The 26337-nt window shown below is 65.2% G+C and carries 24 protein-coding genes; 8 read left to right on the top strand and 16 right to left on the bottom strand.

Going from position 1 to position 26337, the window contains the following annotated elements; translation table 11 throughout:
- Window positions 1-3 precede the first annotated feature (3 nt).
- Window positions 4-1434 carry an FAD-binding oxidoreductase gene (locus K2O51_RS27280; protein WP_011298933.1) on the bottom strand — a complete coding sequence of 477 codons (1431 nt, stop codon included), beginning with the start codon at window positions 1432-1434 and terminating at the stop codon, window positions 4-6.
- A gap of 252 nt (window positions 1435-1686) precedes the next feature.
- On the opposite strand from K2O51_RS27280, the gene K2O51_RS27275 reads away from it, so the two are divergent.
- From K2O51_RS27275 to K2O51_RS27260, 4 genes are all read left to right on the top strand, one after another.
- On the top strand, window positions 1687-2262 hold the full coding sequence (locus tag K2O51_RS27275; RefSeq protein ID WP_011298932.1) for a cob(I)yrinic acid a,c-diamide adenosyltransferase: 576 nt from the start codon (window positions 1687-1689) through the stop codon (window positions 2260-2262).
- Window positions 2263-2477: 215 nt separating this feature from the next.
- Window positions 2478-4421 carry a molecular chaperone DnaK gene (gene dnaK / locus K2O51_RS27270; RefSeq protein ID WP_220631021.1) on the top strand — a complete coding sequence of 648 codons (1944 nt, stop codon included), beginning with the start codon at window positions 2478-2480 and terminating at the stop codon, window positions 4419-4421.
- A gap of 168 nt (window positions 4422-4589) precedes the next feature.
- The gene (gene dnaJ, locus K2O51_RS27265) at window positions 4590-5729 is read left to right on the top strand and encodes a molecular chaperone DnaJ (protein WP_011298930.1); all 1140 of its coding nucleotides are present in this window, start codon (window positions 4590-4592) and stop codon (window positions 5727-5729) included.
- A gap of 190 nt (window positions 5730-5919) precedes the next feature.
- A complete protein-coding gene (locus tag K2O51_RS27260; RefSeq protein ID WP_011298929.1) occupies window positions 5920-7707 on the top strand; it encodes a chorismate-binding protein in 1788 nt (595 codons plus the stop codon).
- Window positions 7708-7727: 20 nt separating this feature from the next.
- On the opposite strand, the gene K2O51_RS27255 is transcribed toward K2O51_RS27260, so the two are convergent.
- From K2O51_RS27255 to K2O51_RS27215, 9 genes are all read right to left on the bottom strand, one after another.
- Window positions 7728-8414, bottom strand: a complete 687-nt coding sequence (locus K2O51_RS27255; RefSeq protein ID WP_011298928.1) for an energy-coupling factor ABC transporter ATP-binding protein — start codon at window positions 8412-8414, stop codon at window positions 7728-7730.
- Complete coding sequence (locus K2O51_RS27250) at window positions 8411-9109, bottom strand: ABC transporter permease (protein ID WP_011298927.1); 699 nt, start codon at window positions 9107-9109, stop codon at window positions 8411-8413. Before K2O51_RS27250 ends, K2O51_RS27255 begins: the two co-directional genes overlap by 4 nt.
- 3 nt (window positions 9110-9112) lie before the next feature.
- On the bottom strand, window positions 9113-9934 hold the full coding sequence (panB, locus tag K2O51_RS27245) for a 3-methyl-2-oxobutanoate hydroxymethyltransferase (RefSeq protein WP_011298926.1): 822 nt from the start codon (window positions 9932-9934) through the stop codon (window positions 9113-9115).
- Between the two features lie 93 nt (window positions 9935-10027).
- Window positions 10028-10672, bottom strand: coding sequence for a deoxynucleoside kinase (locus tag K2O51_RS27240; protein ID WP_011298925.1), 645 nt, complete (start codon window positions 10670-10672; stop codon window positions 10028-10030).
- Window positions 10673-10707: 35 nt separating this feature from the next.
- The gene (gene folK / locus K2O51_RS27235; protein ID WP_011298924.1) at window positions 10708-11244 is read right to left on the bottom strand and encodes a 2-amino-4-hydroxy-6-hydroxymethyldihydropteridine diphosphokinase; all 537 of its coding nucleotides are present in this window, start codon (window positions 11242-11244) and stop codon (window positions 10708-10710) included.
- Window positions 11241-12770, bottom strand: coding sequence for a polynucleotide adenylyltransferase PcnB (pcnB, locus tag K2O51_RS27230; protein ID WP_011298923.1), 1530 nt, complete (start codon window positions 12768-12770; stop codon window positions 11241-11243). The genes folK and pcnB overlap by 4 nt, the downstream gene beginning before the upstream one ends.
- A gap of 1 nt (window position 12771) precedes the next feature.
- Window positions 12772-13446, bottom strand: a complete 675-nt coding sequence (locus K2O51_RS27225; protein WP_011298922.1) for a histidinol-phosphatase — start codon at window positions 13444-13446, stop codon at window positions 12772-12774.
- 87 nt (window positions 13447-13533) lie between these two features.
- Window positions 13534-14241 carry a DnaA regulatory inactivator Hda gene (hda, locus tag K2O51_RS27220; RefSeq protein WP_011298921.1) on the bottom strand — a complete coding sequence of 236 codons (708 nt, stop codon included), beginning with the start codon at window positions 14239-14241 and terminating at the stop codon, window positions 13534-13536.
- A gap of 101 nt (window positions 14242-14342) precedes the next feature.
- Window positions 14343-15413: an AI-2E family transporter gene (locus K2O51_RS27215; RefSeq protein WP_011298920.1), complete on the bottom strand. Its 1071-nt coding sequence runs from the start codon at window positions 15411-15413 to the stop codon at window positions 14343-14345.
- A gap of 158 nt (window positions 15414-15571) precedes the next feature.
- On the opposite strand from K2O51_RS27215, the gene purM reads away from it, so the two are divergent.
- Entirely contained in the window at window positions 15572-16624 is a 1053-nt protein-coding gene (gene purM, locus K2O51_RS27210; RefSeq protein WP_011298919.1) for a phosphoribosylformylglycinamidine cyclo-ligase, read from the top strand.
- An 88-nt stretch (window positions 16625-16712) separates the two neighbouring features.
- Here the strand turns inward: purM and K2O51_RS27205 are convergent, their stop codons facing one another.
- Complete coding sequence (locus tag K2O51_RS27205; protein ID WP_011298918.1) at window positions 16713-17606, bottom strand: sterol desaturase family protein; 894 nt, start codon at window positions 17604-17606, stop codon at window positions 16713-16715.
- A 111-nt stretch (window positions 17607-17717) separates the two neighbouring features.
- Here K2O51_RS27205 and K2O51_RS27200 point away from each other — a divergent pair, with 111 nt between their 5' ends.
- Window positions 17718-18644: a LysR family transcriptional regulator gene (locus tag K2O51_RS27200; RefSeq protein WP_011298917.1), complete on the top strand. Its 927-nt coding sequence runs from the start codon at window positions 17718-17720 to the stop codon at window positions 18642-18644.
- A gap of 24 nt (window positions 18645-18668) precedes the next feature.
- On the opposite strand, the gene miaA is transcribed toward K2O51_RS27200, so the two are convergent.
- Window positions 18669-19625: a tRNA (adenosine(37)-N6)-dimethylallyltransferase MiaA gene (gene miaA, locus K2O51_RS27195; RefSeq protein ID WP_220631020.1), complete on the bottom strand. Its 957-nt coding sequence runs from the start codon at window positions 19623-19625 to the stop codon at window positions 18669-18671.
- Window positions 19626-19673: 48 nt separating this feature from the next.
- Complete coding sequence (mutL, locus tag K2O51_RS27190) at window positions 19674-21632, bottom strand: DNA mismatch repair endonuclease MutL (protein WP_011298915.1); 1959 nt, start codon at window positions 21630-21632, stop codon at window positions 19674-19676.
- Window positions 21633-21773: 141 nt separating this feature from the next.
- Between mutL and K2O51_RS27185 the strand changes: the two genes are divergently transcribed.
- On the top strand, window positions 21774-22427 hold the full coding sequence (locus K2O51_RS27185; RefSeq protein ID WP_181184495.1) for a VTT domain-containing protein: 654 nt from the start codon (window positions 21774-21776) through the stop codon (window positions 22425-22427).
- An 18-nt stretch (window positions 22428-22445) separates the two neighbouring features.
- Here K2O51_RS27185 and K2O51_RS27180 read toward each other — a convergent pair whose 3' ends face one another.
- Both K2O51_RS27180 and murJ read right to left on the bottom strand, forming a co-directional pair.
- Window positions 22446-23294 carry a SirB1 family protein gene (locus K2O51_RS27180; protein WP_011298913.1) on the bottom strand — a complete coding sequence of 283 codons (849 nt, stop codon included), beginning with the start codon at window positions 23292-23294 and terminating at the stop codon, window positions 22446-22448.
- 81 nt (window positions 23295-23375) lie between these two features.
- The gene (murJ, locus tag K2O51_RS27175) at window positions 23376-24926 is read right to left on the bottom strand and encodes a murein biosynthesis integral membrane protein MurJ (RefSeq protein WP_011298912.1); all 1551 of its coding nucleotides are present in this window, start codon (window positions 24924-24926) and stop codon (window positions 23376-23378) included.
- Window positions 24927-25288: 362 nt separating this feature from the next.
- Between murJ and rpsT the strand changes: the two genes are divergently transcribed.
- A complete protein-coding gene (rpsT, locus tag K2O51_RS27170) occupies window positions 25289-25555 on the top strand; it encodes a 30S ribosomal protein S20 (protein ID WP_011298911.1) in 267 nt (88 codons plus the stop codon).
- Between the two features lie 125 nt (window positions 25556-25680).
- Here the strand turns inward: rpsT and K2O51_RS27165 are convergent, their stop codons facing one another.
- Window positions 25681-25980, bottom strand: coding sequence for a DUF3579 domain-containing protein (locus tag K2O51_RS27165; protein WP_011298910.1), 300 nt, complete (start codon window positions 25978-25980; stop codon window positions 25681-25683).
- Window positions 25981-26337: the final 357 nt, after the last annotated feature.

Genomic DNA, 26337 nt, shown 5'->3' with positions numbered 1-26337 from the left:
CGCTCAGCCCGCCGGGCCGCGCGCGGAGCGGAAGATCTTGCCCGGATTCAGGATGCCGTTCGGATCGAGCGCGTGCTTGATCACGCGCATCAGGTCCAGCGCGTCCTCGCCATGCTCCTGCACCAGGAAATCCATCTTGTGCAGGCCGACGCCATGTTCGCCGGTGCAGGTGCCGCCCATCGCCAGCGCGCGCTCGACGATGCGGCGGTTGATGTCCTCGGCCTCGGCCATCTCTTCGGGCTTGTCGGGGTCGATCAGGATCGCGACGTGGAAATTGCCGTCGCCGACGTGCCCGACGATCGGGCAGGGCAGCGACGAGGCGATCAGGTCTTTCTCGGTCTCGGCCACGCAGTCGGCCAGGCGCGAGATCGGCACGCACACGTCGGTGGTCACTGCGCGGCAGCCCGGCTTGAGCTGCAGCATCGCGAAATACGCGGTATGGCGAGCGTTCCACAGACGGCTGCGGTCTTCGGGCCGCGTGGCCCACTCGAAGTCCTGGCCGCCGTGCTCGGTGGTGATCTGCTGCACGGTCTCGGCCTGTTCGCGCACGCCGGCCTCGGTGCCGTGGAACTCGAAGAACAGATGCGGCATTTCGGGCAGCGTCAGGTTGTCGTGCCGGTTGATCGCGCGGATGGCCAGCGCATCGACGAACTCCACGCGCGCGATCGGCACGCCGAGCTGAATGGTCTGGATCACGGCCTGCACGGCGCTGCTCATGCTTGGGAATGCGCAGACCGCGGCGGAAATCGCTTCCGGCTGCGGGTACAGGCGCACCGTTACCTCGGTGATGATGCCGAGGGTGCCTTCGCTACCGATAAACAGGCGCGTCAGGTCATAGCCCGCCGACGACTTGCGCGCATGCGTGCCAGTGTGGATCACGCGCCCGTCGGCGGTCACTACGGTCAGCGCGAGCACGTTCTCGCGCATCGTGCCGTAGCGCACTGCATTGGTCCCCGAGGCCCGCGTCGCGCACATGCCGCCCAGCGACGCATCCGCGCCCGGGTCAATCGGGAAAAACAGGCCCGTGTCCTTGATGTCCTGGTTGAGCTGCTTGCGCGTGACGCCGGGCTGCACGGTGACGGTCAGGTCTTCCGGCTGGATCGCCAGCACCTTGTTCATCTGCGAGAGGTCCAGGCTGATGCCGCCGGCCACGGCCAGCAGGTGGCCTTCGAGCGAGGAGCCCGCACCGTAGGGGATCAACGGCACGCCGTGCTCGTTGCACAGACGCGCAACCTCGGCCACTTCCTCGGTACTGTGCGCATACACCACGCCGTCCGGGAGCGCCGGCGGGAACGGCGATTCGTCGCGGCCATGGTGTTCGCAGACGCCGGCGGAGGTCGAGAAACGGTCGCCGAAGCGTGCCTGCAGCGCGTCACGCAATGCAGAAGGCAACGGGCGGCGAGCCAGGGCGGCGTGTGGCGCGGGGTGGTTCATGCGGGTCTCCGGCGGGTCGCTGCGCGATGCGGCAGGCTTCCGGAACCGTCGGCGGTTGTCGGCGGCGTCGGCGACGGAAGGGGCGCGATCCGGTTGTTGATTGGGGAATATCGCCATTCTACGCCGCGCGGCGCCTGATGCACCCCCGCCCTTGGCCGAGATGACGGCCATTCCGGCGGCACAATCCGTTCGCGCGGGAGGCAAAGGGCGCCATAATGCGCGCCATCACAGAGACTTCCAGAGGAGACCGGCATGGGACACCGCCTGTCCAAGATTGCAACCCGCACCGGCGACGCGGGCACCACGGGCCTCGGCGACGGCAGTCGCACGGGCAAGGACAGCCTGCGCATCGCCGCGATTGGCGACGTGGACGAACTGAATTGCCAGATCGGCGTGCTGCTCACGGAAACGCTGCCGGACGATGTGCGCGCGGCGCTGCTGCATATGCAGCATGACCTGTTCGACCTGGGCGGGGAGCTCTCCATTCCCGGTTACACGCTGCTCAAGCCGGAGCAGGTGGCACAGCTGGACGTCTGGCTGGAGCACTACAACGCCGGCCTGCCGCGCCTGGCCGAATTCATCCTGCCGGGCGGCAGCCGTGCCGCAGCGCTCGCGCATGTTTGTCGTACCGTCTGTCGGCGTGCCGAGCGCGCTCTGGTGGCCCTCGGTGCCATGGAAGCGCTCAATGAGGCACCGCGCCAGTACTTGAACCGCCTGTCCGACCTGATGTTCGTGTTGGCCCGCGTGCTCAATCGCTTGGACGGCGGTAGCGACGTGCTCTGGCAGCGCGGGCGTGATACGGCAAATGCACCGGAAAAAAGTGATTAATAGAATTCTTTTGGCCGTCGACATCCCCGTTCGATGGTCCGCCGGCCCGCGCCACTCAATGTCGACAGTGAGCTTGCCGTGAATTGGACGGAAGTAACCGAGAAAATTACTCGGATTTGCGAATTCCGCCCTTGAAATGGCCCCGGACGGCCACATTTCGCACTCAGGATGAATTGCAGCCGCGCGGATAGCGATGGCTCAATAGGAGAGAATAAATGGGTAAGATCATCGGTATCGACCTCGGTACCACCAATAGCTGCGTGTCGATCCTGGAAGGCAATACGCCGAAGGTCATCGAAAATTCGGAAGGCACCCGCACCACCCCGTCGATCATCGCCTACATGGAAGACGGCGAGATCCTGGTCGGTGCACCCGCCAAGCGCCAGGCCGTCACCAATCCGCGCAACACGCTGTATGCCGTGAAGCGCCTGATCGGCCGCAAGTTCGAAGAGAAGGAAGTCCAGAAGGACGTCGGCCTGATGCCGTATTCCATCGTCAAGGCCGACAACGGCGACGCATGGGTCGGCGTGCGTGACCAGAAGCTGGCGCCGCCGCAGGTGTCCGCCGAAGTGCTGCGCAAGATGAAGAAGACCGCCGAGGACTACCTGGGCGAGCCGGTCACCGAGGCCGTGATCACGGTGCCCGCGTACTTCAACGACTCGCAGCGCCAGGCGACCAAGGACGCCGGCCGCATTGCGGGCCTGGACGTCAAGCGCATCATCAACGAGCCGACCGCGGCCGCGCTGGCGTTCGGCATGGACAAGAACGAGAAGGGCGACCGCAAGATCGCCGTGTATGACCTCGGTGGCGGTACCTTCGACATCTCGATCATCGAGATCGCGGACGTCGACGGCGAAAAGCAGTTCGAAGTGCTGTCGACCAACGGCGACACCTTCCTGGGCGGCGAAGACTTCGACCAGCGCATCATCGACTACATCATCGGCGAGTTCAAGAAGGACCAGGGCGTCGACCTGTCGAAGGACGTGCTGGCCCTGCAGCGCCTGAAGGAAGCCGCTGAAAAGGCCAAGATCGAACTGTCGAGCTCGCAGCAGACCGAGATCAACCTGCCGTACATCACGGCCGATGCGTCGGGTCCGAAGCACTTGAACCTGAAGATCACGCGCGCCAAGCTGGAAGCGCTGGTCGAAGACCTGATCACGCGCACGATCGAGCCGTGCCGCACCGCCATCAAGGATGCGGGCGTCAAGGTCAGCGAGATCGACGACGTGATCCTGGTCGGCGGCATGACCCGCATGCCCAAGGTGCAGGAGCAGGTCAAGGAGTTCTTCGGCAAGGAAGCGCGCAAGGACGTGAACCCGGACGAAGCCGTGGCCGTCGGTGCCGCGATCCAGGGTTCGGTGCTGTCGGGCGACCGCAAGGACGTGCTGCTGCTGGACGTGACGCCGCTGTCGCTGGGTATCGAAACCCTCGGTGGCGTGATGACCAAGATGATCACCAAGAACACCACCATCCCGACCAAGCATGCGCAGGTGTTCTCGACCGCTGACGACAACCAGCCGGCCGTGACCATCAAGGTGTACCAGGGCGAGCGTGAAATGGCGACCGGCAACAAGCTGCTGGGCGAGTTCAACCTCGAAGGGATCCCGCCGTCGCCGCGCGGCACGCCGCAGATCGAGGTGTCGTTCGACATCGACGCGAACGGCATCCTGCACGTGGGCGCGAAGGACAAGGCGACCGGCAAGGAAAACCGGATCACCATCAAGGCGAATTCGGGCCTGTCGGAAGACGAGATCCAGCGCATGGTGAAGGACGCCGAGGCCAACGCCGAGGAAGACAAGAAGGCCCGCGAGCTGGCTGACGCCCGCAACCAGGCCGACGCGCTGGTCCACTCGACCAAGAAGGCCGTGACCGAATACGGTGACAAGCTGGAAGCCGGCGAGAAGGAAAAGATCGAAGCTGCGATCAAGGAACTGGAAGACGCCGCACGCGGCGGCGACAAGGCCGAGATCGACGCCAAGGTCACCGCGCTGTCGGAAGTCAGCCAGAAGCTGGGCGAGAAGGTCTACGCCGACATGCAGGCGAAGGCCGGCGAGCAGGGCGCGGCCGGTGCAGCCGGCGCCGGTGCCCAGCAGCAAGCCCAGCCGCAGGACGACAACGTGGTCGACGCCGAGTTCAAGGAAGTCAACGACAAGAAGTAATCGGGAAGGGCGGCGGCGCGGGCATGCGCCGGCGCCGCCCCTGTCCCGACGCCGGGCGACGGACATCGGACCCAGCGGGAAACCGCCGTCGGATGCCTCGCTCGGCTTTTTTGCTATTCGCCCCGAGCCGTGTTCTGCCGGTTCCGGGCCATCAGGTAATGAGCCACCATGGCAAAACGTGACTACTACGAAGTGCTCGGGGTAGGCAAGAACGCGAGCGACGACGAGATCAAGAAGGCTTATCGCAAGCTCGCGATGAAATACCACCCGGACCGCAATCCGGACAGCAAGGAATCCGAGGAAAAGTTCAAGGAGGTCAAAGAGGCCTACGAGATGCTTTCCGACGCGGAGAAGAAGGCGGCCTATGACCAGTATGGTCATGCCGGCGTCGATCCGAACATGGCAGGCGGCTTTGGCGGCGGTCAGGGCTACGGCGGCTTTGCCGAAGCGTTCGGCGACATCTTCGGCGACATCTTCGGCCAGCAGGCCGGCGGTGGCCGCCGCGGTGGCGGTGGCCCGCAGGCCTACCGCGGCGCCGACCTGCGCTACAGCATGGAAATCTCGCTGGAGCAGGCCGCGCATGGCCACGAGGCGCAGATCCGCGTGCCGCACTGGGACGATTGCGACCACTGCCACGGCAATGGCGCCGAGCCCGGCTCGAGCGTGGAAACCTGCCCGACCTGCCACGGCGCCGGCCAGGTGCGCGTGTCGCAGGGCTTTTTCAGCATGCAGCAGACCTGCCCGAAATGCCACGGCAGCGGCAAGTTCATTCCGAAGCCGTGCACCAAGTGCCACGGCCAGGGCAAGCTGAAGTCGCAGAAGACGCTGGAAGTGAAGATTCCGGCTGGCATCGACGAAGGCATGCGCATCCGCTCGTCGGGCAACGGCGAGCCGGGCATCAACGGCGGCCCGCCGGGCGACCTGTATGTCGAAGTCCATATCAAGGCCCATCCGGTGTTCGAGCGCGACGGCGACGACCTGCACTGCCAGATGCCGATTTCCTTCGCCACCGCGGCGCTGGGCGGCGATCTGGAAGTGCCGACGCTGAACGGCAAGGCCACGTTCCCGGTGCCTGAAGCCACCCAGTCGGGCAAGACGTTCCGCCTGCGCGGCAAAGGCATCAAGGGCGTGCGTTCGGGCTATCCGGGCGATCTCTACGTGCATGTGAACGTGGAGACGCCGGTCAAGCTGACCGAGGCCCAGAAGGACATGCTGCGCCAGTTCGACCGCTCTGTGCACGAAGGCGGCTCGCGCCACAGTCCGCAGGAGCAGTCCTGGCTGGACAAGGTGAAGAGCTTCTTCAGCTAAGCCAGCCCCCGCTAGACCGGCCACGCAAGCGCGTGGCCGGTTTGCTTTTGAGCCCGCAACACGGGCCGGCAGCGCATAATGCAGGCGCCGTGCATTTTCCCGCCTTCTTGTCGTGCCTCTCTCGCTTTCCTGCTCCGATCCCCAACCGTTCGTACTGCTGGACGATGCTACTGCGCCATCTGGCGAAGCGATGTCACGGCTCTACACCGGCCTCGTTCGCGAAGACCGGCTGCCCGCTGGCAGTGATGTCGCGCTGATCGATGCACTGCTCGCCGAAGGCTGGCGCCAGGGCTGGCACGCGACGCTGTTCGCACCCTACGAATTCGGCGGCGCGCTGGTCGGCGCCCCGGCGCACACCGACGACAGGTTGCCCTTCCACGATGGCGCCGTGCGCCTGCTCTGGTTCCGCGACATGCGGCGGCTCGACGGCGATGCCGTGCGCGCCTGGCTGCCTGAACCCGATGCACAAGCGCCCGCCGGGCTCATGAATGTCGCCGCGGATACCCCGCGCGAAGCCTTCGATACCGCCATTGCCCGCATCCATGCATGGATCGAAGCCGGCGATACCTACCAGGTCAATTTCACGCAGCGGATCGCATTCTCGTCGTTTGGCGATCCGCGCGCGCTCTACGCCGCGTTGCGCGACGCGCAGCCGGTGCCCTATGGCGTGCTGGCCTGCCTGCCCGGCGATGGCTGGGTACTGTCGCTGTCGCCCGAGCTTTTCGTGCAGCACGATGGAAGCGGCCGTCTGCTCACGCGTCCGATGAAGGGCACTGCGCCGCTGTCCGGCGATCCCGGGCAAGACGCGCAAGCCGCCGCCGGCCTCGCCGCCGATGCGAAGAATCGCGCCGAGAACGTGATGATCGTGGACCTGCTTCGCAACGACCTTGGACGCATTGCGCAACCGGGCAGCGTGGAAGTGCCGGACCGCTTTGTTGTGCAGCCGTTCGGCGCCGTGCTGCAGATGACCTCGACCGTCAGGGCAACGGCGCGCGCTGCCACGCGGTTCGGCGAACTCTTCGGGGCGCTGTTCCCGTGTGGCTCGATCACCGGCGCGCCCAAGCGGCGTACCATGCAAATCATTGCCGAGCTCGAACCCGCGCCTCGCGGCCTCTACACCGGTGCAATCGGCTGGCTCGATGCGCCAGAGCCCAGCGATGGTGGCCTGTGCCGTTTCGCCATGTCCGTAGCCATTCGCACGCTAGTGCTGTCGCCGCGTGCGGCGGATGGCTTGCGAGCCGGCGAGATGGGCGTTGGTGGTGGCATCGTGCACGACAGCGTGGCGGCCGACGAGTTTGCCGAGTGCGGCTGGAAGGCGCGCTTCCTCACTCGCCATGATCCCGGCCTTACGCTGTTCGAGACCATGCACGTCGAAGACGGCCGCTGCCTTCGCGGCGATCGGCACCTCGCGCGGTTGGCCTCGTCATGTGCTGCGCTTGGGTTTGCCTTCGACCGGCCGGCGGTCATGGCCGCATTGACGGCCGAGATGGTCCGTCTGGGCGCCGGAAACTGGCGCCTGCGCATGAGCGTCGACAAACACGGCGAGCTGTCGTTTGCCAGCGGCGCGCTGCGGCCACTGGCGGAAGCGACCGTCGGACTCGACATCGCCGACGAGCCGCTGCCCGACGCCGACCCGCTGCGCCGGCACAAGACCAGCGCGCGCGCTGTCTACGACGCCGGCTGGCAGGCAGCGGAGCGCGCCGGCTGTTTCGATCGCCTGTTCTTCAACACACGCGATGAATTGCTCGAGGGTGGCCGCAGCTCGGTATTCGTCAAGGTCGATGGAGAATGGCTGACGCCACCGCTGGCCGCGGACATCCTGCCCGGCGTGATGCGGGCGGTGGTGCTGGAGGAGGGCGATCCAATGCTCGATGGTCCGGCTCGCGAGGCGGTTGTAACGCGGGCAATGCTGATGCGCGCGGAGGCAGTGCTGGCCGTCAATTCGCTGCGCGGCGTGATGCGGGCAAGCTGGCGCTAGGCTGCGACGGCGAGCGCGCTCTACCGATGGTGAATATCCAGCAACCCATCGCCAAGCTTCCACCGCACCACACCGGGCAGATTGATCAGCTCGCGGTCGTGGCAAATCATCACCACCGTGCGGCCTTCCTCCGCCAGTTCGCGCACCAGCGCAATGACCTGCTCTCGCGCCTGCCCGTCCAGGCTTGAGGTCGGTTCATCGAGCAGCATCAGGTCCGGTTCCAGTACCTTGGCGCGCGCCAGCGCCACACGCTGAACTTCGCCGCCGGACAGCTTCTCGGGCGCCGTGTCCTGCAGGTGTGTCACACCCGCCCAGGCCAGTGCCTCGTCGGCGCGGCGCAGGATTTCATCGCTCGGCAGGCCGCGTGCGCGCAGGCCATAGGCGACGTTCTCGCGCACGGAAGTGCGGAACAGGTATGGATGCTGGTGCAGGTAGGCAATGCGCTCGCGCAACTCGCGTGGCAGCGGATCCAGCGGTGCGCTGCGCGCGGATGTGTGCGCGTCGGTCCAGTGCACTGTGGCGCCTGGCGCCGGCTCAAGCCCGGCCACCATGCGCAGCAGCGTGGTCTTGCCGGCGCCGTTTTGTCCCGTCAGCACAATGGCCGTGGCGCGCGGGAACATCAGTTCGCCGATATCGAACAGGCGGCGCGCGCCGATGCTGCGCGACAGGCGGCGTACGGTCAGCAATGGTGTGGAGGACGCGCTCATCGGCGGAATCCTCCGGCGCCCTGCAGCCACGCCATTCCGATATTCACGAGCAGTGCCAGTGCTACCAGCACGATGCCCAGCGCAATGCCCTGCGCAAACTCACCTTTGCTGGTTTCAAGCGCGATCGCCGTAGTGATGGTGCGCGTGGAGCCTTCGATATTGCCGCCGATCATCAGCGCCGAACCGACCTCGGCAATCACGCGGCCGAAGCCTGCCACGATGGCGGCCATCAGCCCGAAGCGCAGTTCGCGGATCACCGTGAAGAAGATGCGCCAGCGGCCCGCGCCGAGCACGCGCGCGGTTTCCTGCAGTCGTGGATCGGCGCCCTGCAATGTGGACAACGAAAACGCGAGGATCACGGGAAAGCCGATCACCGCTTGCCCCAGCACCATGCCACCCGGCGTGAACAGCAGCGAAAAGCCGCCAAGCGGGCCCTGTCGCGTCAGCAGCAGGTAGAGGATGAGCCCGACCAGCACGGTCGGAAATGAGAGAAAGGCCTGCGCCACGACGACGACCGCGCGGCGGCCCGGGAACCGGTGCGTGGCGATCAGCCAGGCCGCACCTACGGCGGGAGCCGTGGCGATGGCCAGGCCCAGCACCGCGACCATCAGCGAGGTCCAGACAATGAACCAGAGCGCCGCGTCGCCGCTGGCAAGCAGGCGGAACGCGGCCAGCGTGGCGGCGCCGATCTCCACCGGTCAGGCGGAGAAGGTGTGCTCTGCTGCCGGGAAGCTGCCATCCTTCACGGCGGCCACATAGGCGCGGATCGCACCTTCGATCGTCGTCTGGCCGTCCATGAAGTTGCGCACGAACTTGGCCTTGCGTCCCGGGTAGACGTTGATCATGTCCTGCAGCACCAGCACCTGGCCCGAGCAGTCCGCGCCGGCACCGATGCCGATGGTCGGCACCTTGAGCATCTGCGTGATCTCGCCGGCGAGCGTGGCCGGCACCGCCTCCATCAGCACGATCTGTGCGCCGGCAGCCTCCATTGCCTGAGCGTCGCGCCGCAGTTGGGCTGCGCCTTCATCGGTCTTGCCCTGCACCTTGAAGCCGCCGAACGCATGCACCGACTGCGGGGTCAGGCCGATATGGGCGCACACCGGGATGCTGCGCTCGACCAGGAACTTCACGGTCGGGGCCAGCCAGTCGCCGCCTTCGAGCTTGACCATGTGCGCGCCCGCACGCATCAGCGTGACCGCGCTTGCAAATGCCATTTCCGGCGTGCCGTAGGTGCCGAAGGGCAGGTCGGTTACCAGCAGCGCCGTCTGGTTGGCGCGTGCCACGCATTCGGTGTGGTAAGCCATGTGCTCCAGCGTCACGGGCAGCGTGGTTTGCTGGCCTTGCATCACGTTGCCGAGCGAATCACCGACCAGGATGACTTCCACGCCGCAGTAGTCGAGCAACGCGGCGAAGCTGGAGTCGTAAGCGGTCAGCATCGCGATCTTTTCACCGGCGTCGCGCATGGCCTGCAGCCGGGTGATGGTGACGGTCTTGCGGGAGGGATCGAGGAGGTAGCTCATGGCAGTGACGAGTCAGGAGAGGGCGCTCGGCGTGAGGCGGGCCGGCGCGGCTGTCGTTATGGTTGTGTGCCGTCGCGGGCAAGCCCGCTGCGGTCAGGGCGCAGCCAGATTGAGAAAGGCCCTGCGGCCGCGCATGTTCTCGATGCGCGTCAGTAGTGTACGGAAATCCCCATCGTTGTCCACCGGATTGAAGTGGGCCGTATCCACGATCAGTACGGGGGCTTCGTCATAGCGATGGAACAGTTCGCCGTAGGCGTCCGTCAGCTGCTGCAGGTAGGCCTCGTCGATGCCGGCAGCCTCGCCGGGCTCGCCACGGCGGGCGATGCGCTCGCGCAGCAGCGACGGGGTGGCCTGCAGCATGATCACGAGGTCGGTGCGCTGTGGTGGCAACTGCAGCCGTGAGGCAATCGCGTCATAGAGTGCCAGCTCGTCCTCGGGCAGGTTCAGCGAAGCGTACAGGCGATCCTTTGCGATCAGGAAATTGCTGACCATGCGCTGCCCTGCGAACAGGGCGTTTTGCCATTGCTGGAGCTGGTCGGCACGCTTGTTCAGGCAGGCCAGTTGCAGCGGCAGCGCATAGCGCGCGCGATCGCGGTAGAAGCGTTCGAGGAAGGGGTTGCTGCGGACGCCGTCGGGGAGTTCGGCCGCGTGCAGCGTGTGCGCAAGGCGCTGGGCCAGCGAAGTCTTGCCGGACCCGACCGGGCCTTCCACGACGATGCGGCGCAGGTGTTCGAGCATATCGTTGCCGGCGCGAGGCGGATGGCTCCGCCGGCTCAGTCCTTAGCGTCGGAGGGGCCGGCTGAACCGGCGGCCTGCGCGCGCATGCACTTGCAGGTGGAGACTTTATCGATGCGCTGGCCGCCAACCCGAGCGAGAAAGTCGACGGCGGGGCCGACGCCGGGAATCACCAGTTCGGGGGCCAGCTCCAGCAGCGGCACCAGCGTAAAGGCGCGCTCGGTGACGCGCGGATGCGGTACCGTCAGATGCTCGTGGTTGTGCTGTTCGTCACCGAACACAAGCAGGTCCAGGTCCAGCGTGCGCGGCGCGTTGCGGAACGGGCGTTCGCGGCCAAACTGGTCTTCGATGTGGTGGCAGATGCGAAGCAGCTGCGCGGCCGTGAACGAGGTCTGCACCTTGACCACCGCGTTGTAGTAATCGTCGCCATCGGCATCGACGGGCGCGGTCCGATACAGCGAAGACCGTGCCAGTACCGTAATGCCGACCTGCTGAGCCAGGCATACGATCGCGTCTTTCAGTGCCTGGCGGGCATCGCCCAGGTTGGCACCAATGCCGATGAAGGCGAGTGTCATTGATGTTCCTCCGGCTGGCCGCGGCCGGCATGTGATTCCTGCCCCGCGTCCGTGTCGCTCCGGGAAGAAACTTTATCCGATTTCCGCGGACCGCGTCGGCGGCGCTTCTTGCGCGCCGGGCCTTCGCCTTCGGTGCCAGCAGGACCGGCCTGGCCGGCCGGGCCACGCGGGGTGCGCGCGGCGTCGATCAGGCCTTCGCGCTCATCCGGGTCGGCATTCTGGAAGTCCTGCCACCAGCGGGAAATCTCCTCGGGCATTTCACCGGACTGGCAGCGCAGGTGCAGGAAGTCGAAGCCGGCGCGGAAGCGCGGCGACTCCAGCAGGCGGAACGGCATGCGTCCCACGCGCTTTTCGAAGCGCGGCTGCATGCCCCAGATGTCACGCATGTCGGTGACGAAGCGGCGCTGGATCGCAAGCTGGCCGGTCTGCTTTTCGAGCACGGCATCCATGGCGATATTGAGCGCAGCGATCGGATGCTCGCCGCGTTCGCGCTCGGCGTTCCAGCGCTGCAGCACGTGGTGCCACAGCAGCGCCGCGAACAGGAAGCCCGGCGAGACCGGCTTGCCGGCCTGTACGCGCCGGTCGGTGTTGTCGAGCGCGAGCTGCACGAAGCGCTGGCCCATCGGCTGTTCCAGCGCCACGTCGAGCAGCGGCAGCAGGCCTTTGTGCAGGCCGGCCTTGCGCAGTTCCTGTAGGGATGCCCACGCATGGCCGGACATCAGCAGCTTGAGCATTTCGTCGAACAGGCGCGCGCTCGGCACGTTGTGGATCAGCGACGCCAGGCCGCCGATCGGCTCGCGCGTGGCCTCGTCGATGCCGAAGCCGGTCTTGGCCGCAAAGCGCACCACGCGCAGCATGCGGATCGGATCCTCGCGGTAGCGCAGGGTCGGGTCGCCGATCATGCGCAGCGTGCGCGCGCGGATGTCTTCCATGCCGTGATGGTAGTCATGCACGGTCTGCGCGGCCGGGTCGTAGTACATCGCATTGATGGTGAAGTCGCGGCGTTCCGCGTCTTCGGCCTGCGATCCCCACACGTTGTCGCGCAACACGCGTCCCGATGCGTCGATCGCGTGCGTCTTGCTGTCGAGTTCCGAACGCTTCAGGCGCCGGCCCTCTGGCAGCGTCTCGCTGGCGACGGCATCGACCAGCGCGCGGAACGTGGAAACCTCGATGATTTCCTGCTCGCGCCCGCCGTAGAACGTCACGTGGACGATCTGGAAGCGCCGCCCGATGATGCGCGAGCGCCGGAACAGCGACTGCACCTGCTCGGGCGTGGCGTTGGTGGCGACGTCGAAATCCTTCGGCTTGATGCCAAGCAGCAGGTCCCGCACAGCGCCGCCGACGATAAAGGCCTGGTACCCCGCCTGTTGCAGCGTGGAAGTGACTTTGACCGCATTGCGCGACAGCAGCGTCGGGTCGATGCGGTGCTCTTCCACGGTGACGATGCGCGGCGTGTGGGCGCGGCCAATGCGGCGCTGCTTGGGGCCGGGCTTGCCGAGTAGCCGGTTGATGAGCTTTTTGATCACGTCAGAACAGGTCCATGATGCGCCAGCCCGCAGCGGCGGCATGCTCGCGCAGGCGATCGTCCGGGTTGGTGGCGATCGGTTCGCTCGACTTTTCCATCAGCGGCAGGTCGTTGATCGAGTCGCTGTAGAAGTAGGTCGTGCTGAAGTCGTCCCAGTGTGCGCCCTGGCTCTTGAGCCATGCTTCGACACGGGTGATCTTGCCTTCGCGGAAGCTCGGCACGCCGTCGACCTCGCCGGTGAACTGGGCTTCGGGCCGGCCGTCGACTGTCGCTGGCTCGGTCGCAATCAGGTGCTTGATGCCGAATGCCGACACGATTGGGGCGGTGACGAAGCTGTTGGTTGCGGTCACCACGGCACAAAGGTCGCCGGCTTCGATGTGCTTGTAGACCAGCGCGCGCGCCTGCGGCGTGATGACCGGATCGATGACTTCGCGCATGAAATGCTGGCGCAGGGTGTCAAGCCGCTCACGCGTGTTGGCGGCCAGCGGCGCCAGCGCGAAGCGCAGGAATGCCTGGATATCCAGGGTGCCGGCCTTGTAGTGGCCATAGAACTCATCGTTCCTGCGGCGGTAGGAGTCCTCGTCGACAACGCCCTGGCGCACCAGGAAACGGCCCCATTCGTGGTCGCTGTCAGTCGGGATCAGGGTATGGTCGAGATCAAAGAGTGCCAGATTCATGGGGCGCGATTTTACCTTAAGCGAGTGTGCCGGTCCGCGTGCTCTCGCGCCGGCCACAAAAAGGCGGGTGGCGAAGATTTCCGGCGATTATTCCCGAAACTCCGCGAACATTTCGCGAAGCAGGGGCAGGGTGACCGGGCGCTTGCGCTCCAGCGAGTAGGTATCCAGCGCATCGAGCAGCGCCATCAGGCTGGGCATGTCGCGGTAATGGCGCGTGACCAGCCAGTGCGTGATTTCCGGGGACAGCTGCAGGCCCCGCTCGCGTGCCGCCTGAAGCACTGCGGACATCTTGTCCTCGTCCGACAGCGGCTGGACCTGGTAGACCAATCCCCAGCCGAGCCGGGTGCGCAGGTCTTCGCGCACGGGCATGGCGCGCGGTGCCATGCCCCCTGCCACGACCAGCGCGGTGCGCACGTGCGCGCGGACTTCGTTGTACAGCGAAAACACCGCGATCTGCCGCGCTTCATCGAGCAGTTCGACGTCATCGACCGTATAAAGCTGGCAGGACGGGTCGAACAGGAAATCGGACAGCGGGTGGTGCGGGCTCAGGTAGCGGCAGTTGATGCCGGTTTGGGGCGTCGCCTCGCACACCGCATGCAGCAGGTGCGTGCGGCCGCAGCCGTTTTCCCCCCACAGATAGAACAGCCGGTCAATGGCGCGCTCCTGCGCGACCGCACTGGGCAGGTCGTGCAGGCGTTGCACCGCCTCGCGGTTCGAAGCCACGACAAAATTGTCGAAGGTCGAAGGCGGGGGGCTGCCAAGCTCGAGCGAAAGTTGCTTGGGACGCGGGGACATGACGTATGGCTAACTTGCGGGGGACAGCTTGCGCGGTGCACATGGAATCGGCTCAAGCCGACTATTGTCCGTCATTTTTCCCGTCGCTTCCGTTATTTCCATTACTTCCGATAGAGGTCGCTGGCCAGGTACACGCGACGAAGCTGCCGCGCCCCGACCAGCAGCACTGCGCAGGTGGGCAGCGCCAGCAGCACGCCGAAGAAGCCGAACAGTTGTCCGAATGCGAGCAGTGCGAAGATCACCACGAGCGGATGCAGCCCGATGCGCTCGCCGACCAGCCGCGGCGTCAGGTAGAAACTTTCGATGAACTGGCCAATGCCGTACACGACGGCCACCGCTGCCAAACCGTACCAGTCGCCGAACTGCAACAGCGCAGCCAGGATAGCCAGCACCAGGCCGATGCCGAAGCCGATATACGGAATGAACACGGCCAATCCCGTGAACACGCCCACGGGTACGCCGACGTCAAAGCCGGCCACGGTCAGGCCGATCGAATAGATCGAGGCCAGGATTACCATCACCAGAATCTGGCCACGCAGGTATTGCGACAGCAGCACGTCCGTCTCGGCCGTCAGTTCGCGCACCTTCGGCACCCAGCGGCGCGGCACCAGGCCTTCGATGCGCCGCATCACCATGTGCCAGTCCATCATCAGGTAGAACATGACGATCGGAATGACGAACGCCATGCCGGCCACCTCGAGCAGCGCCGAGCCGGAGACTTTGGCATAGTTCAGCAGCATCGCCAGCAGGTCTTCGGGGCTCGCCGAGAAGCGGTCCGACAGCATGCTGCGCAGGCCGGGGAAATCGAAGCGCACGCGCACGCCGAAGTCCGCCAGCCGAGGCGCCACCACGGCGTTGAGCTTCTTCAGCAGCATCGGCAACTGCTCGCGCACCTGCGGAATTTCCCGCTGCAGCACGGCGATCAGCAGCAGCACCAACACCACGCAGACCACGACAAGCAACAGGATCATCACGGCCACGGCGATCGCGCGCGGCACGCGCCGGCGCGCCATCCAGTCCACGCCCGGGGTCAGGATGTAGGCGAAGATGAAGGCCAGCAGGAAGGGCGTCAGGATCGGCGCCAGCGCGATGATGGCGGCGAACAGGCCCGCAGCGACCGCGATCCAGAGCAGGACGCGCTTGGTCTCATCGTTCAGCAGGGGAGCGTTCATCGAATGGGCGCACAGGGCGGAACTGGCGAAACTGGAAGCCGGGCGCCTGTATCCGTTAAAATCGCAATTCTACTGGACTCGCGCCCGCCCCCTGCCACAGCTAGGTTGCCGGAGCGGCGAAGTCTCCACTTTATCTCCTCTGACACAAGCAGGTTCTCATGAGCGCTTCCTCGACCGCCGGCCAGGCAGGCCTTTCCTACCGCGATGCCGGTGTTGACATCGATGCCGGCGATGCCCTGGTCGACCGCATCAAGCCGTTCGCCAAGCGCACCATGCGCGAAGGCGTGATGGCTGGCATCGGCGGTTTCGGCGCGCTGTTCGAACTGTCGAAGAAGTACCAGGAGCCCGTGCTGGTGTCGGGTACCGACGGCGTGGGCACCAAGCTGAAGCTCGCCTTCCAGCTTAACCGCCACGATACCGTGGGCCAGGACCTGGTCGCCATGAGCGTGAACGACATCCTGGTGCAGGGTGCCGAGCCGCTGTTCTTCCTCGACTACTTCGCCTGCGGCAAGCTCGACGTTGACACGGCCGCCACCGTGATCCAAGGCATCGCCCGCGGCTGCGAACTGGCCGGCTGCGCACTGATCGGCGGCGAAACTGCCGAGATGCCGACCATGTACCCGGACGGCGAATACGACCTGGCCGGCTTTGCGGTCGGCGCGGTCGAGAAGAAGAAGATCATCGACGGCACCACCATCACCCCGGGCGATGTGGTGCTGGGCCTGGCCTCGTCGGGCGCGCACTCAAACGGCTATTCGCTGGTGCGCAAGATCATCGAAGTCGCCAAGCCGGACCTGGACGCCGATTTCCACGGCCAGCGCCTGCAGGACGCCATCATGGCGCCGACGCGCATCTACGTGAAGCCGCTGCTGTCGCTGATCGAAACGCTGCCGGTCAAGGGCATGGCTCACATCACCGGCGGTGGCCTGACCGAGAACGTGCCGCGCGTGCTGCCGCAGAACACCACGGCCGTGCTCCAGCGCGACGCGTGGGCGCTGCCGCCGCTGTTCCAGTGGCTGCAGTCGCAAGGCCGCGTGGCCGATGACGAAATGCACCGCGTGTTCAACTGCGGCATCGGCATGGTGGTCATTGTTGCCAAGGAAGATGCCGAGCGTGCGATCCGCCATCTGCAGGCTGCCGGTGAAGCCGTGTGGGAGATTGGCGAGATCCGCGAGCGCGCTGAAGGCCAGGCGCAGACCGTGGTGGTCTGACACGCCCGGATGCCGGCTCGCTGGCCGGCAACGCAATAAAAAAAAGCGCATGCACTGCATGCGCTTTTTTTGTTTTGAGTCACGTGTATCAGCGATTTCCGGCGGCCGTGACATCTGCAGCGGTGTCCTGATCGCCAAATGCCTCGCCCCCGAACCGCAGTGCCGTGTGCTGCCGTTGCGACTGGCGCAGCGGATAAAACATCTGCGCGGCCCAGTGTTCGGCTCCGAAGCGGCGATCATCCTCCAGTCCGACTTTAGCCGGGTACTTGCGGGTGATGTGGGCCGTCCCAAACAGAACGTCCCAGAAAAACAGCAGGTTGCCAAAGTTGCCCTTGTAGTGGCCGATGCCATCGGCATTGGTCAGCGCATGGTGGGCCCAGTGCGTGGCAGGCGTAGAGATGGTCCGCTCGACGACCCACATCAACGGTCGCAGCGCGCGCATCCGATAGAGCGGTTCATCCCAGCGCCACGCGCAGTGCGCACCCAGGATCACCAGCATCTTGACCACGATATATACGCCGTAGACCTTGCCGAAGCCCAGGTAAAGCAGCACGCCCGCGATCCACAGCCCCGGCATCATCAGGTAGTAGAAGAAGTTGTTCCGGTACGTGACGCGGATGCTCATGTACGACGCCGAATGATGCGCTCGATGCAGCGGCCACAACCACGGTGTATGGGACGCCCGATGCCACCAGTATTGCGTCATGTCGTCGGCGACCAGCAGGATGGCAACCATGCTCCACCACGACAGGTGGGACCAAGCGCCGTGCATCTCGGGGATTAGCCAGCCGCAGAGCCAGTTGGCACCAAGCAGTGCAAGCGGCTGCGTGACGGCGATCAGGCTGACGAACATCAGGACTTCGAGCTTGGTGTCGTTGGCGTCGGCGCGCACGCTTTGCTGGTAGCGGCGCGAGGCGAATTCCATCACGGCAAAGCCGACGATGATGCTGCCGATCAGCAGGTTCTGAAGCTGCAAGTTCATGAGGTATGTCTCCGGTAATGCTTTTTGTACGGACCACTCTAGGTTGGCGATATCGATGCGTCCAATGCATAATCGACATCATTCCAATGTGCAAAACGCAATGAGAACGCCATGGACCTTCGCCGGCTCAGCCATGTGGTTGCCCTTGCCGACACGCTGCACTTCGCACGTGCAGCCGAGCAAGTGCACCTTAGTCAACCCGCGTTCAGCCGAAGCATCCAGGCGGTCGAAAACGATCTCGGGGTGCGCCTGTTCGAGCGTGATGTGGGGGATATCCGGCCGACGCCGGCCGGTGAGTTCGTGCTCGAACGTGCCAGGCGGCTGCTGTTCGAGGCCCGCTGCATGCAGCGCGACGTCGATCTCTACCTCGACAATCAACTTGGAGACACGGCTTTCGGCGTCGGGCCGTTCCCCGCCGCGACCCTGATGCCGCGCGTGCTGACGGAACTGCGGCGCCTGCATCCGCAGGTCGCCTTGCGCGTTGAAGAGAGCAACTGGGTACTGTTGCTTGAGCGTTTGCGTGCCGAGGACATTGAGTTCTTTGTCGCTGACGTACGCGACTTGCCCGATGACGACGCGCTGGACATCCGGCCGCTGCCGGCGCAGGCCGCACGCTTCTTTGTCCGCGCGGGGCATCCGCTCGCCGGTACGTCATGCACGATCAAGGCTGCGTGGGCGTACGGCGTCGCCGCCGTCAAGGCGCCGCGCGCTGTAACGGCGGCGCTGACGAAAGCCTTGGGATTGCCCGCCGGTCAGGAAGCCGTCCTGGCGCTCGAGTGCGACGATTTCGCCGTGATCCGGGCGGTCACCCTGTCCACGGACATGGTGCTCGGCGCGACAGAAGCAGCGGTAGAGGCGCAGGTGGCTTCGGGCGAACTGGTACCGCTCGACGTCGAGGGGCTTCCCACGCTGCATGCCGGCATGGGTATTGTGAGCCTGCGCAATCGCACGCCGTCGCCCATGGCGATGAAGGCGATGCGTTGCATCGAGCGCGTGGCAGGCGAGATCCACGGCGAGCGCAAGGCGTCGCCGCAATAGGCTGGCTTAGTGCCGACGGGTGGGTCACATGCCCGCCAGCCGCGCTACCTGCTGGACGTAGTCGGGTGCGACGCAATCGACGGACAGCCGCTCGGGCGTGCTGCGCAGCCACGTGATCTGGCGCTTGCAGAGCTGGCGCGTGGCCACGATGCCGCGTTCGCGCATGGTCGCGTAATCGGTGTCGCCGTCCAGGTATTCCCAGACTTGACGGTAGCCTACGCAGCGGATCGACGGCAGGCCCGGATGGAGATCGCCGCGCCGGCGCAGGCGTTCGACTTCCTCGATAAAGCCGCCAGCCAGCATGGCGTCGTAGCGCGCGGCGATGCGTGCATGCAGCACGGCGCGGTCCGACGGCTCCAGCGCGATCACGCGGTAGCGCTGATCCGCTGCGCCCGTAAAGGTACGGCCGTCGGCCTGCCGCGCCAGCAGCTCGGACATTGGTTGCCCCGATAACCGGTGGATCTCCAGCGCACGCTGGATGCGCTGCGCGTCGTTGGGCGCGAGCCGCGCGGCGGTGACCGGGTCGACCTCCGCCAGCATCGCGTGCAGTGCGGGCCAGCCGCGTTCGGCGGCCAGTTCGTCGAGTTTGGCGCGCACGGCAGGATCAGCCTGCGGCAGGTCGTTCAGGCCCTGCGTCAGCGCCTTGTAGTACAGCATGGTGCCGCCGACGATCAGCGGCTGGTGGCCGCGACTGCGGATCTCGGCGATCAGCCGTTCGGCGTCGGTGACGAATTGCGCGGCGGAGTAGCTGTCGGTCGGATCGATGATGTCGATCAGGTGGTGTGGCGCGGAGGCCAGCTCTTCACGCGTGGGCTTGGCAGTGCCGATATCCATCTCGCGATAGACCAGCGCCGAATCGAGGCTGATGATCTCGACCGGCGCCTGCTGTGCCAGGGCCAGGGCGGCCGCGGTCTTGCCTGAGGCGGTCGGGCCCAGCAGGCAGACGACGGGCGGGTGTTCGGACGAAGGCAGGGCGGACATCAGGACTTCTGCAAGGCGTAGTGCGCGAACGCGGTGAAAAACGCGGTGTTACTGGCCGCGCAGGAAAAGACGATCGAGCTCAGACACGCTCAGCTGAACCCACGTCGGGCGGCCGTGATTGCACTGGTCGGCGCGTTCGGTCTGTTCCATCTGGCGCAGCAGCGCGTTCATCTCTTCCAGCGTGAGCTTGCGGTTGGCGCGCACAGCGCTGTGGCAGGCCAGCGTGGCCAGCAGTTCGTTGCGGCGCTCGGCCAGCACGCGGGAGCCGCCATAAGAATGCAGGTCGCGCAGCACGTCTCGGGCCAGCGCTTCTGCGTCGGCCTGCTGCAGCAGCGCCGGCACGGCACGCACCGCGAGCGTGGTGGGCGATACGGGAGCGATGTCGAAGCCGAGCAGTTCGAGCGTTTCGCGATGTTCTTCGGCAGTGCCGATTTCCACGGGGTTTGCCGGCAGTGTCACGGGCAGCAGCAGCGGCTGCACGGCGAGATCGCGTGCATCAAGCGCGTCCTTGATCTGCTCGTACAGGATGCGCTCGTGCGCCGCGTGCATGTCGACGAGCACAAGGCCCCGCGCGTTCTGCGCGAGCACGTAGATGCCGTGGAGCTGGGCAATCGCGTAGCCGAGCGGGTGGTCCTCAGCGCCTTCCGTAGCGTCTTCCGCAATCGGCAGCGCCATGCGGGCCGGGGCCACACCATCGAGCAGGCTCGGCGGTTCATCGGCGCGCGCGGCTTGCGCATCGGCGAGCCACGCGGGCGGCTGGGACGATGGCACGTAAGGCCGCGGCATGGTGGCTTCGCGCACCATGCCCAGATAAGCCTGGCGTGGCTGCGCAATGCCGAGTTCGGTCTGGCGCGCCGCCGAATAGTTGATCCACTGGCTGCCGCTGCTCGCCGTGCCACCGTATGGCGCGCGGGGCTCGCGCAGTTCGCCCGCGCCGCCTGCTGCCGGCACGTCTTCGACGTCGGTCCCGGTGTGCAGGCTGTCGCCGTTCTCACCAGCCTGGCGCGCGAGACAGCGCTGCACGGCGTGATAGACGAACTGATGCACGGAGCGCGATTCGCGGAAGCGCACCTCGATCTTGGACGGATGGACGTTCACGTCCACCATTTCCGGCGGCAGGTCCAGGCACAGCACGTAGGACGGGAAGCGGTCGCCATGCAGTACGTCCTGGTAGGCGCTGCGCACGGCATGATTAAGCAGCTTGTCGCGCACAAAGCGGCCGTTCACGAAGAAATACTGCTGGTCCGGGCGGCCGCGCGAGGCCGTGGGCAACCCTGCAAAGCCATACAGATGCAGGTCGCCGGCTTCCTCGTCGAGCGGCAGCCGTGCACGGGCGAAATCGCTGCCGAGGACCTGTGCGGTGCGCGTGGCCACGTCACCGGCGTTCCAGTGTTCCAGCGGCTTGCCGTTGTGATGGACCGAAATGGCCACGTCTGGGCGGGCCAGTGCCACGCGGCGGACCATTTCCAGGCAGTGACCTAGCTCTGTTTGTTCCGATTTGAGGAACTTTCGGCGCGCTGGCGTGTTGAAGTAGAGATGCTGGACATCGACGGTGGTGCCGACGCCGCCCGAAGCCGGCTGCATTGCGCCGGTATCGGCACTGACCTGCGTGGCGTGCGCGTCGCTGGCGGTACGGCTGGTCAGCGAGAGTTGCGAGACGGACGCAATCGATGCAAGGGCCTCGCCGCGGAAACCGAGGGTCAGTACGGCCTCGAGTTCGTCGAGCGAAGCGATCTTGCTGGTGGCATGGCGCATCAGCGCGACGGGCAGTTCGGCGGGCGGAATGCCGCAGCCGTTGTCCGTGATGACGATGCGCCTCACGCCGCCTTCTTCGAGCCGGATGCCGAGCTGGCTTGTCCCTGCGTCGAGTGCATTTTCGAGCAGTTCCTTGACCACGGATGCCGGCCGTTCCACGACTTCGCCGGCGGCAATCTGGCTGATGAGCTGGTCGGGCAGGGGACGGATCGGCCGTGGCGGCTGCGCGGTGCGGGAGGCGGAGGCTGGCATGCGGGCGATTATACGTGGCGCGCCACACGCGAGATGGCCGCGCAAGCCCCGCCAGGTGACCGATGCGTCGGGCGGGTCTTGTATGATGTCGCGCTTGGTGAAGTAACCTACAACATAACGGGGAACGACTTGGATCTCGCTCTGCAGCTCATCGACATGCTCCTGCATGTCGACAAATATCTCGGCACGGTTATCCAGCAATACGGTGCATGGGTCTATGCGATCCTGTTCCTCATCGTATTTGCCGAAACCGGGCTGGTGGTGCTGCCGTTCCTGCCGGGCGACTCGCTGCTGTTCATTGCGGGCGCGTTCTGCGCAACCGGCGCCATGAATGAATGGGTGCTGATCGGGCTGCTGCTGGCGGCGGCGATTTCGGGCAACACCGTGAACTACTGGGTCGGCAGCTGGATCGGGCCCAAGGTGTTCGACCATCAATGGCGCTTTCTCGACCAGAAAGCGCTGCGCCGCACACACGATTTCTACGAGCGCCACGGTGGCAAGACCCTCGTGATGGCGCGCTTCGTGCCGATCGTGCGCACCTTCGCGCCGTTCGTCGCGGGCGTGTCGCAGATGACGTTCGCGCGCTTCCAGTTCTTCAACGTGATCGGCGCAATGGCGTGGGTCGCGGGGCTTGTGTTTGCGGGCTATTTCTTCGGCAACCTGCCGTTCATCAAGCAGTACCTGAACCTGATCGTGCTGGCCGGTATCGGCGCGGCTGTGGTGCCGCTGGTGCTGGGCGGGCTGTGGCGGCTGGTGCGCGGCAACAAGCGCAGCACGCCGAGCGTCGAGCGCTGAACCCGCTCTGCCGCGGTCTCAGTTGAGGCTGCGGCTCATCATGCGCAGGGCCGGCATGCGGTCGCGAATCTGCGCGATGTCGGCGGCGTCCGGGCGCGCCTTCACATAGGCTTCCAGATCTTCGAGCGCCGGGCGGAAGCACTCGAGATTCGCATACGCCAGGCCGCGGTCGCGTACTTCCTCGATCGACCCGGGCAGCAGGATCACCAGGCGGTTCTGTACCGCAAGCAGCCGCTGCCAGCGTGATTCCTGCAGATAGATCGCCTTCAGGTTGCGCAGCATGCGCGCGATGATCTCGCGATGGCTTGCAGCCTGCAGGAACAGGCCCAGCGGCACTTGGCCGGGGTCGGAAATTCCTTCTCGCTCCAGATACGGGTCGAGCATCTCCTGAAGCTGTTCCTTTGACAGGGTTTCCCCAGTCAGCGGGTCGAGCACGACTTCGCCGGCGGGGATCGTCATGCGCACCAGGAAATGGTTCGGGAACGATACGCCCTTGAGCGGAAGGCCAATCTGCTGGCCAAGTTCCATGTACAGCACCGCCAGCGAAATCGGGATGCCGCGACGCTGTTTCAGCACCACGTTCAGGTACGAGTTGTCCGGGTCGTAGTAGTCGTTGGCGTTGGCGCCAAAGCCGAGGTCGCGATAGAAGAAGTGGTTCAGCAGACGCAGCCGCTGGATCGCTGGGGTGCCCTCGGCTATCCGGCGCTTCAGGCGCAGCGCCAGTACATCGAGCGCCGCGAGTTCGGCTTGCAAATCCAGATCCGGGTAAGCGTCCTGCGCGATGGAAAGTGCGGTTTCAGTCAGGGGGATGCCGTTTTCGTCGGCCACGAGGCTGGCGAAATAGTCCAGGACTTTCGTACTTGTCATTGCGGATTCCTGATGCGGCACGGCCGGGCCGTGCGCTGGCGCCCACTACTCGCTATGGCACGTTCCATATATGAACAGGCCTTAGGCCGTCCGGCGCTTGAAGGCGGCGTATCGCAGTCCCATGAGCCACAGTGTACCGAAGTAGACCACCGCCGCAAGTATCAGGCAGGAGGCCAGAAGGGCAATGCGCAGCAGCGGCGTGGCACCCAGGCCGACCCAGTCGAAGTTGCGTACGAACCAGAGCAGCAGGCCCGAGAGAAGCAGCACCGCGGTGAAGAGCTGCGCCAGGAACAGCCACCATCCGGGCGCCGGCCGGTAGAACCCCCGACGCACCAGCCCCGCAAAAAGCAGCAGTGCATTAATGCTTGCGCCGACGCTGATCGACAGCGCCAGGCCCGCATGACCCATCCATGGCACGAACAGATAGTTGCAGGCCTGCGTGATGACGAGCACCACGATCGCAATCTTCACCGGCGTGCGGATATCCTGCCGCGCATAGAAGCCCGGGGCCAGAATCTTGATGACGATGAGGCCGAGCAGGCCGGTGCCGTACGACACCAGCGCCTGGCGCGTCATCTCGACAGCGTGCGCGTCGAACTTGCCGTAGTTGAACAGCACCGCGGTCAGCGGCGTGCCGAACACGAACAGGCCCACCGCGCATGGCACCGCGAGCAGGAAGGTCAGGCGCAGGCCCCAGTCGAGCAGGCCCGAGTATTCTTCGCGATTGTCCTGGGCGCTTGCTTTCGACAGGCTCGGCAGCAGGATGGTCCCGAGCGCCACGCCGAGCAGCGCGGTCGGAAACTCCATCAGGCGGTCGGCATAGGTCAGGTACGACACGCTGCCCGCAGCCAGGCGCGAAGCAATGTTGGTATTGATGATCAGGCTGATCTGCGCGACCGACACGGCCAGCAGGGCCGGCCCCATCTGCTTCAGGATGCGCCGCACGCCGGCGTTGGCCCATGCTGCGCGCACGCTGAAGCTCAGGCGTGGCATCGCGCCCAGGCGACGCAGCGCAGGTACCTGGATCACGAGTTGCAGGATGCCGCCAACCAGCACGCCCCAAGCCTGCGCATAGATCGGCTGCGCCATGTGCGGGCCCACGAACAGCGCAGCGACGATCAGGCACAGGTTCAGCAGGACTGGCGTGAAGGCAGGCACCGCGAACTTGCGCCATGTGTTCAGGATGCCGGATGCCAATGCCACCAGCGAGATCAGGCCGATGTACGGGAACATCACGCGCGTCATGAATACCGCGGCGGTGTAGGTTTCGCCCTGACCACGAAAGCCGGTCGCCACCACAGTCATCACCAGTGGCGCGCCAATCACGCCAAGCAGTGACACGCCCATCAGCGCCCAGGTCATGACCGTGGCGACGGCATCGATCAGGAGCTTGGTCTCGGCGTCACCGCGCTTGGCGTGGTATTCGCCCAGAATTGGCACGAAGGCTTGCGAGAACGCGCCTTCGCCGAAGATGCGCCGCAGCAGGTTGGGAATCCGGAAGGCCACGTTGAAGGCATCGGTCATGTCCGACGCGCCGAACGCCCGGGCGATGAGGATTTCGCGCACCAGCCCCGTGATGCGCGAGAGCATGGTCAGGCCGCTGATGGTGGCGAGCGCTTTGAGCAGATTCAAGGTGAGTGGGCGGGAAGTGGTGGATCGGCAGTGCTGGCGCTGGCACGGCAGGGTGCGGGTCGCGCACGCCGCGCTAGCATCGGGATGGCGGTTCTGACGCCCGGCGCGCGGTAAAGTTGCCGCGGCGGCACGCGCGCGCGTCGAAGTGACGACTATTATACGGATCGTCCCGGCGGCTTCCGGGGGCAGCGCCGTATACCGAGGTGAGTCTTGCGTGTGGCGCTGACGTGTGTGTATAATTGCCGATTCACAAGGACAGTTGCGTTCCGGATTCGTGTGTCAGTGCATCCCGGGTCGCTTGATATGACTTAATTGTTGTGTCCCCCGCGGCACGCATCTGAGAATTCAGGATACTTATTTAAATGGCAAATTCCGCACAAGCTCGCAAACGCGCTCGCCAAGCCGTTGCCCAGAACGCCCACAACTCCAGCCTGCGCTCGCGTCTGCGTACCGCCGTGAAGGCTGTTCGCAAGGCTATCGACGCCGGCGACAAGGCTGCCGCTGCCGAGATCTTCAAGAACTCGCAAGCCACCATCGACAGCATTGCTGACAAGAAGATCGTGCACAAGAACAAGGCTGCACGTCACAAGTCGCGTCTGTCGGCTGCCATCAAGGCCATGGCTGCCTGATAGCTGCCCGGGCCGCCACGGCGGCCCGCTGACGGGTGCTACGGTACCCGCCCAACAAAAAAGCTCGTCATCCGACGAGCTTTTTTGCTTTCTGGCTACCGCATCCTGCTGCGGCCCCGGTTGGATTATTCGAGCGAGCAGGCTTCGACCAGTTGCAGGTTGTTGTCGCGCGCGAAGTTCAGCACGAAGTCCAGCGCCTTGGGTTCAATCTCGCGCAGTCGCACATCGACCACGACGCATTTGACGTTGCCCGAGAAGATCGGGCGTACATACGGGGAGTAGGTCAGGCGGGGATCGCCGGTATCGCCTTCTGGACGGAATTGCGCCATGACGCCGCAGAGTCGTTCAGCCCAGTCGCTCGGGCGGAAGGTCTTGCCCTCCTTGGTAATGCCTTGGATGAAATATTCGCGAACATTGGGGTTCATGAGACTGGGCGACTGCGGGTGAGGCGTGGTGACTCGACGGAAAACCCGCGTAACGGGCGCCCGGTTTGACGCGGCCGGCGAGTGTTGGTTCGCTCTTTCCGGCCGGGACTGGCGGGGCGTCGGTGTCTGCGGGGGCACTTTTGATGCCGGCGGCGGGCAGGCGGCATGGGTATGCCGGGCCCCGCGTGAATCAGCCAGTATTATATCTTATATAAGACTTGCGCATAAGCTCGAAATCCTGTCGGGAACCTGTCAACGGGTGGCGAACCGGGTTCTTCCGGGCTCGCCAAAGCAGAAATAATCCCTTATGATCATTCCAAGTAAATTGCGTATGCGACGCGAAAGGCGGCTCCGCGA

Source organism: Cupriavidus pinatubonensis, assembly GCF_019602855.1.
GTDB lineage: Bacteria > Pseudomonadota > Gammaproteobacteria > Burkholderiales > Burkholderiaceae > Cupriavidus > Cupriavidus pinatubonensis.
This window is presented reverse-complemented; position numbering and strand designations above follow the sequence as displayed.

Coding starts and splice junctions, on each gene's coding strand:
- K2O51_RS27280 (WP_011298933.1), bottom strand. CDS start 1,434: ATGAACCACCCCGCGCCACACGCCGCCCTGGCTCGCCGCCCGTTGCCT.
- K2O51_RS27275 (WP_011298932.1), top strand. CDS start 1,687: ATGGGACACCGCCTGTCCAAGATTGCAACCCGCACCGGCGACGCGGGC.
- dnaK (WP_220631021.1), top strand. CDS start 2,478: ATGGGTAAGATCATCGGTATCGACCTCGGTACCACCAATAGCTGCGTG.
- dnaJ (WP_011298930.1), top strand. CDS start 4,590: ATGGCAAAACGTGACTACTACGAAGTGCTCGGGGTAGGCAAGAACGCG.
- K2O51_RS27260 (WP_011298929.1), top strand. CDS start 5,920: ATGTCACGGCTCTACACCGGCCTCGTTCGCGAAGACCGGCTGCCCGCT.
- K2O51_RS27255 (WP_011298928.1), bottom strand. CDS start 8,414: ATGAGCGCGTCCTCCACACCATTGCTGACCGTACGCCGCCTGTCGCGC.
- panB (WP_011298926.1), bottom strand. CDS start 9,934: ATGAGCTACCTCCTCGATCCCTCCCGCAAGACCGTCACCATCACCCGG.
- K2O51_RS27240 (WP_011298925.1), bottom strand. CDS start 10,672: ATGCTCGAACACCTGCGCCGCATCGTCGTGGAAGGCCCGGTCGGGTCC.
- folK (WP_011298924.1), bottom strand. CDS start 11,244: ATGACACTCGCCTTCATCGGCATTGGTGCCAACCTGGGCGATGCCCGC.
- K2O51_RS27225 (WP_011298922.1), bottom strand. CDS start 13,446: ATGAATCTGGCACTCTTTGATCTCGACCATACCCTGATCCCGACTGAC.
- hda (WP_011298921.1), bottom strand. CDS start 14,241: ATGTCCCCGCGTCCCAAGCAACTTTCGCTCGAGCTTGGCAGCCCCCCG.
- K2O51_RS27215 (WP_011298920.1), bottom strand. CDS start 15,413: ATGAACGCTCCCCTGCTGAACGATGAGACCAAGCGCGTCCTGCTCTGG.
- purM (WP_011298919.1), top strand. CDS start 15,572: ATGAGCGCTTCCTCGACCGCCGGCCAGGCAGGCCTTTCCTACCGCGAT.
- K2O51_RS27205 (WP_011298918.1), bottom strand. CDS start 17,606: ATGAACTTGCAGCTTCAGAACCTGCTGATCGGCAGCATCATCGTCGGC.
- K2O51_RS27200 (WP_011298917.1), top strand. CDS start 17,718: ATGGACCTTCGCCGGCTCAGCCATGTGGTTGCCCTTGCCGACACGCTG.
- miaA (WP_220631020.1), bottom strand. CDS start 19,625: ATGTCCGCCCTGCCTTCGTCCGAACACCCGCCCGTCGTCTGCCTGCTG.
- mutL (WP_011298915.1), bottom strand. CDS start 21,632: ATGCCAGCCTCCGCCTCCCGCACCGCGCAGCCGCCACGGCCGATCCGT.
- K2O51_RS27180 (WP_011298913.1), bottom strand. CDS start 23,294: ATGACAAGTACGAAAGTCCTGGACTATTTCGCCAGCCTCGTGGCCGAC.
- rpsT (WP_011298911.1), top strand. CDS start 25,289: ATGGCAAATTCCGCACAAGCTCGCAAACGCGCTCGCCAAGCCGTTGCC.
- K2O51_RS27165 (WP_011298910.1), bottom strand. CDS start 25,980: ATGAACCCCAATGTTCGCGAATATTTCATCCAAGGCATTACCAAGGAG.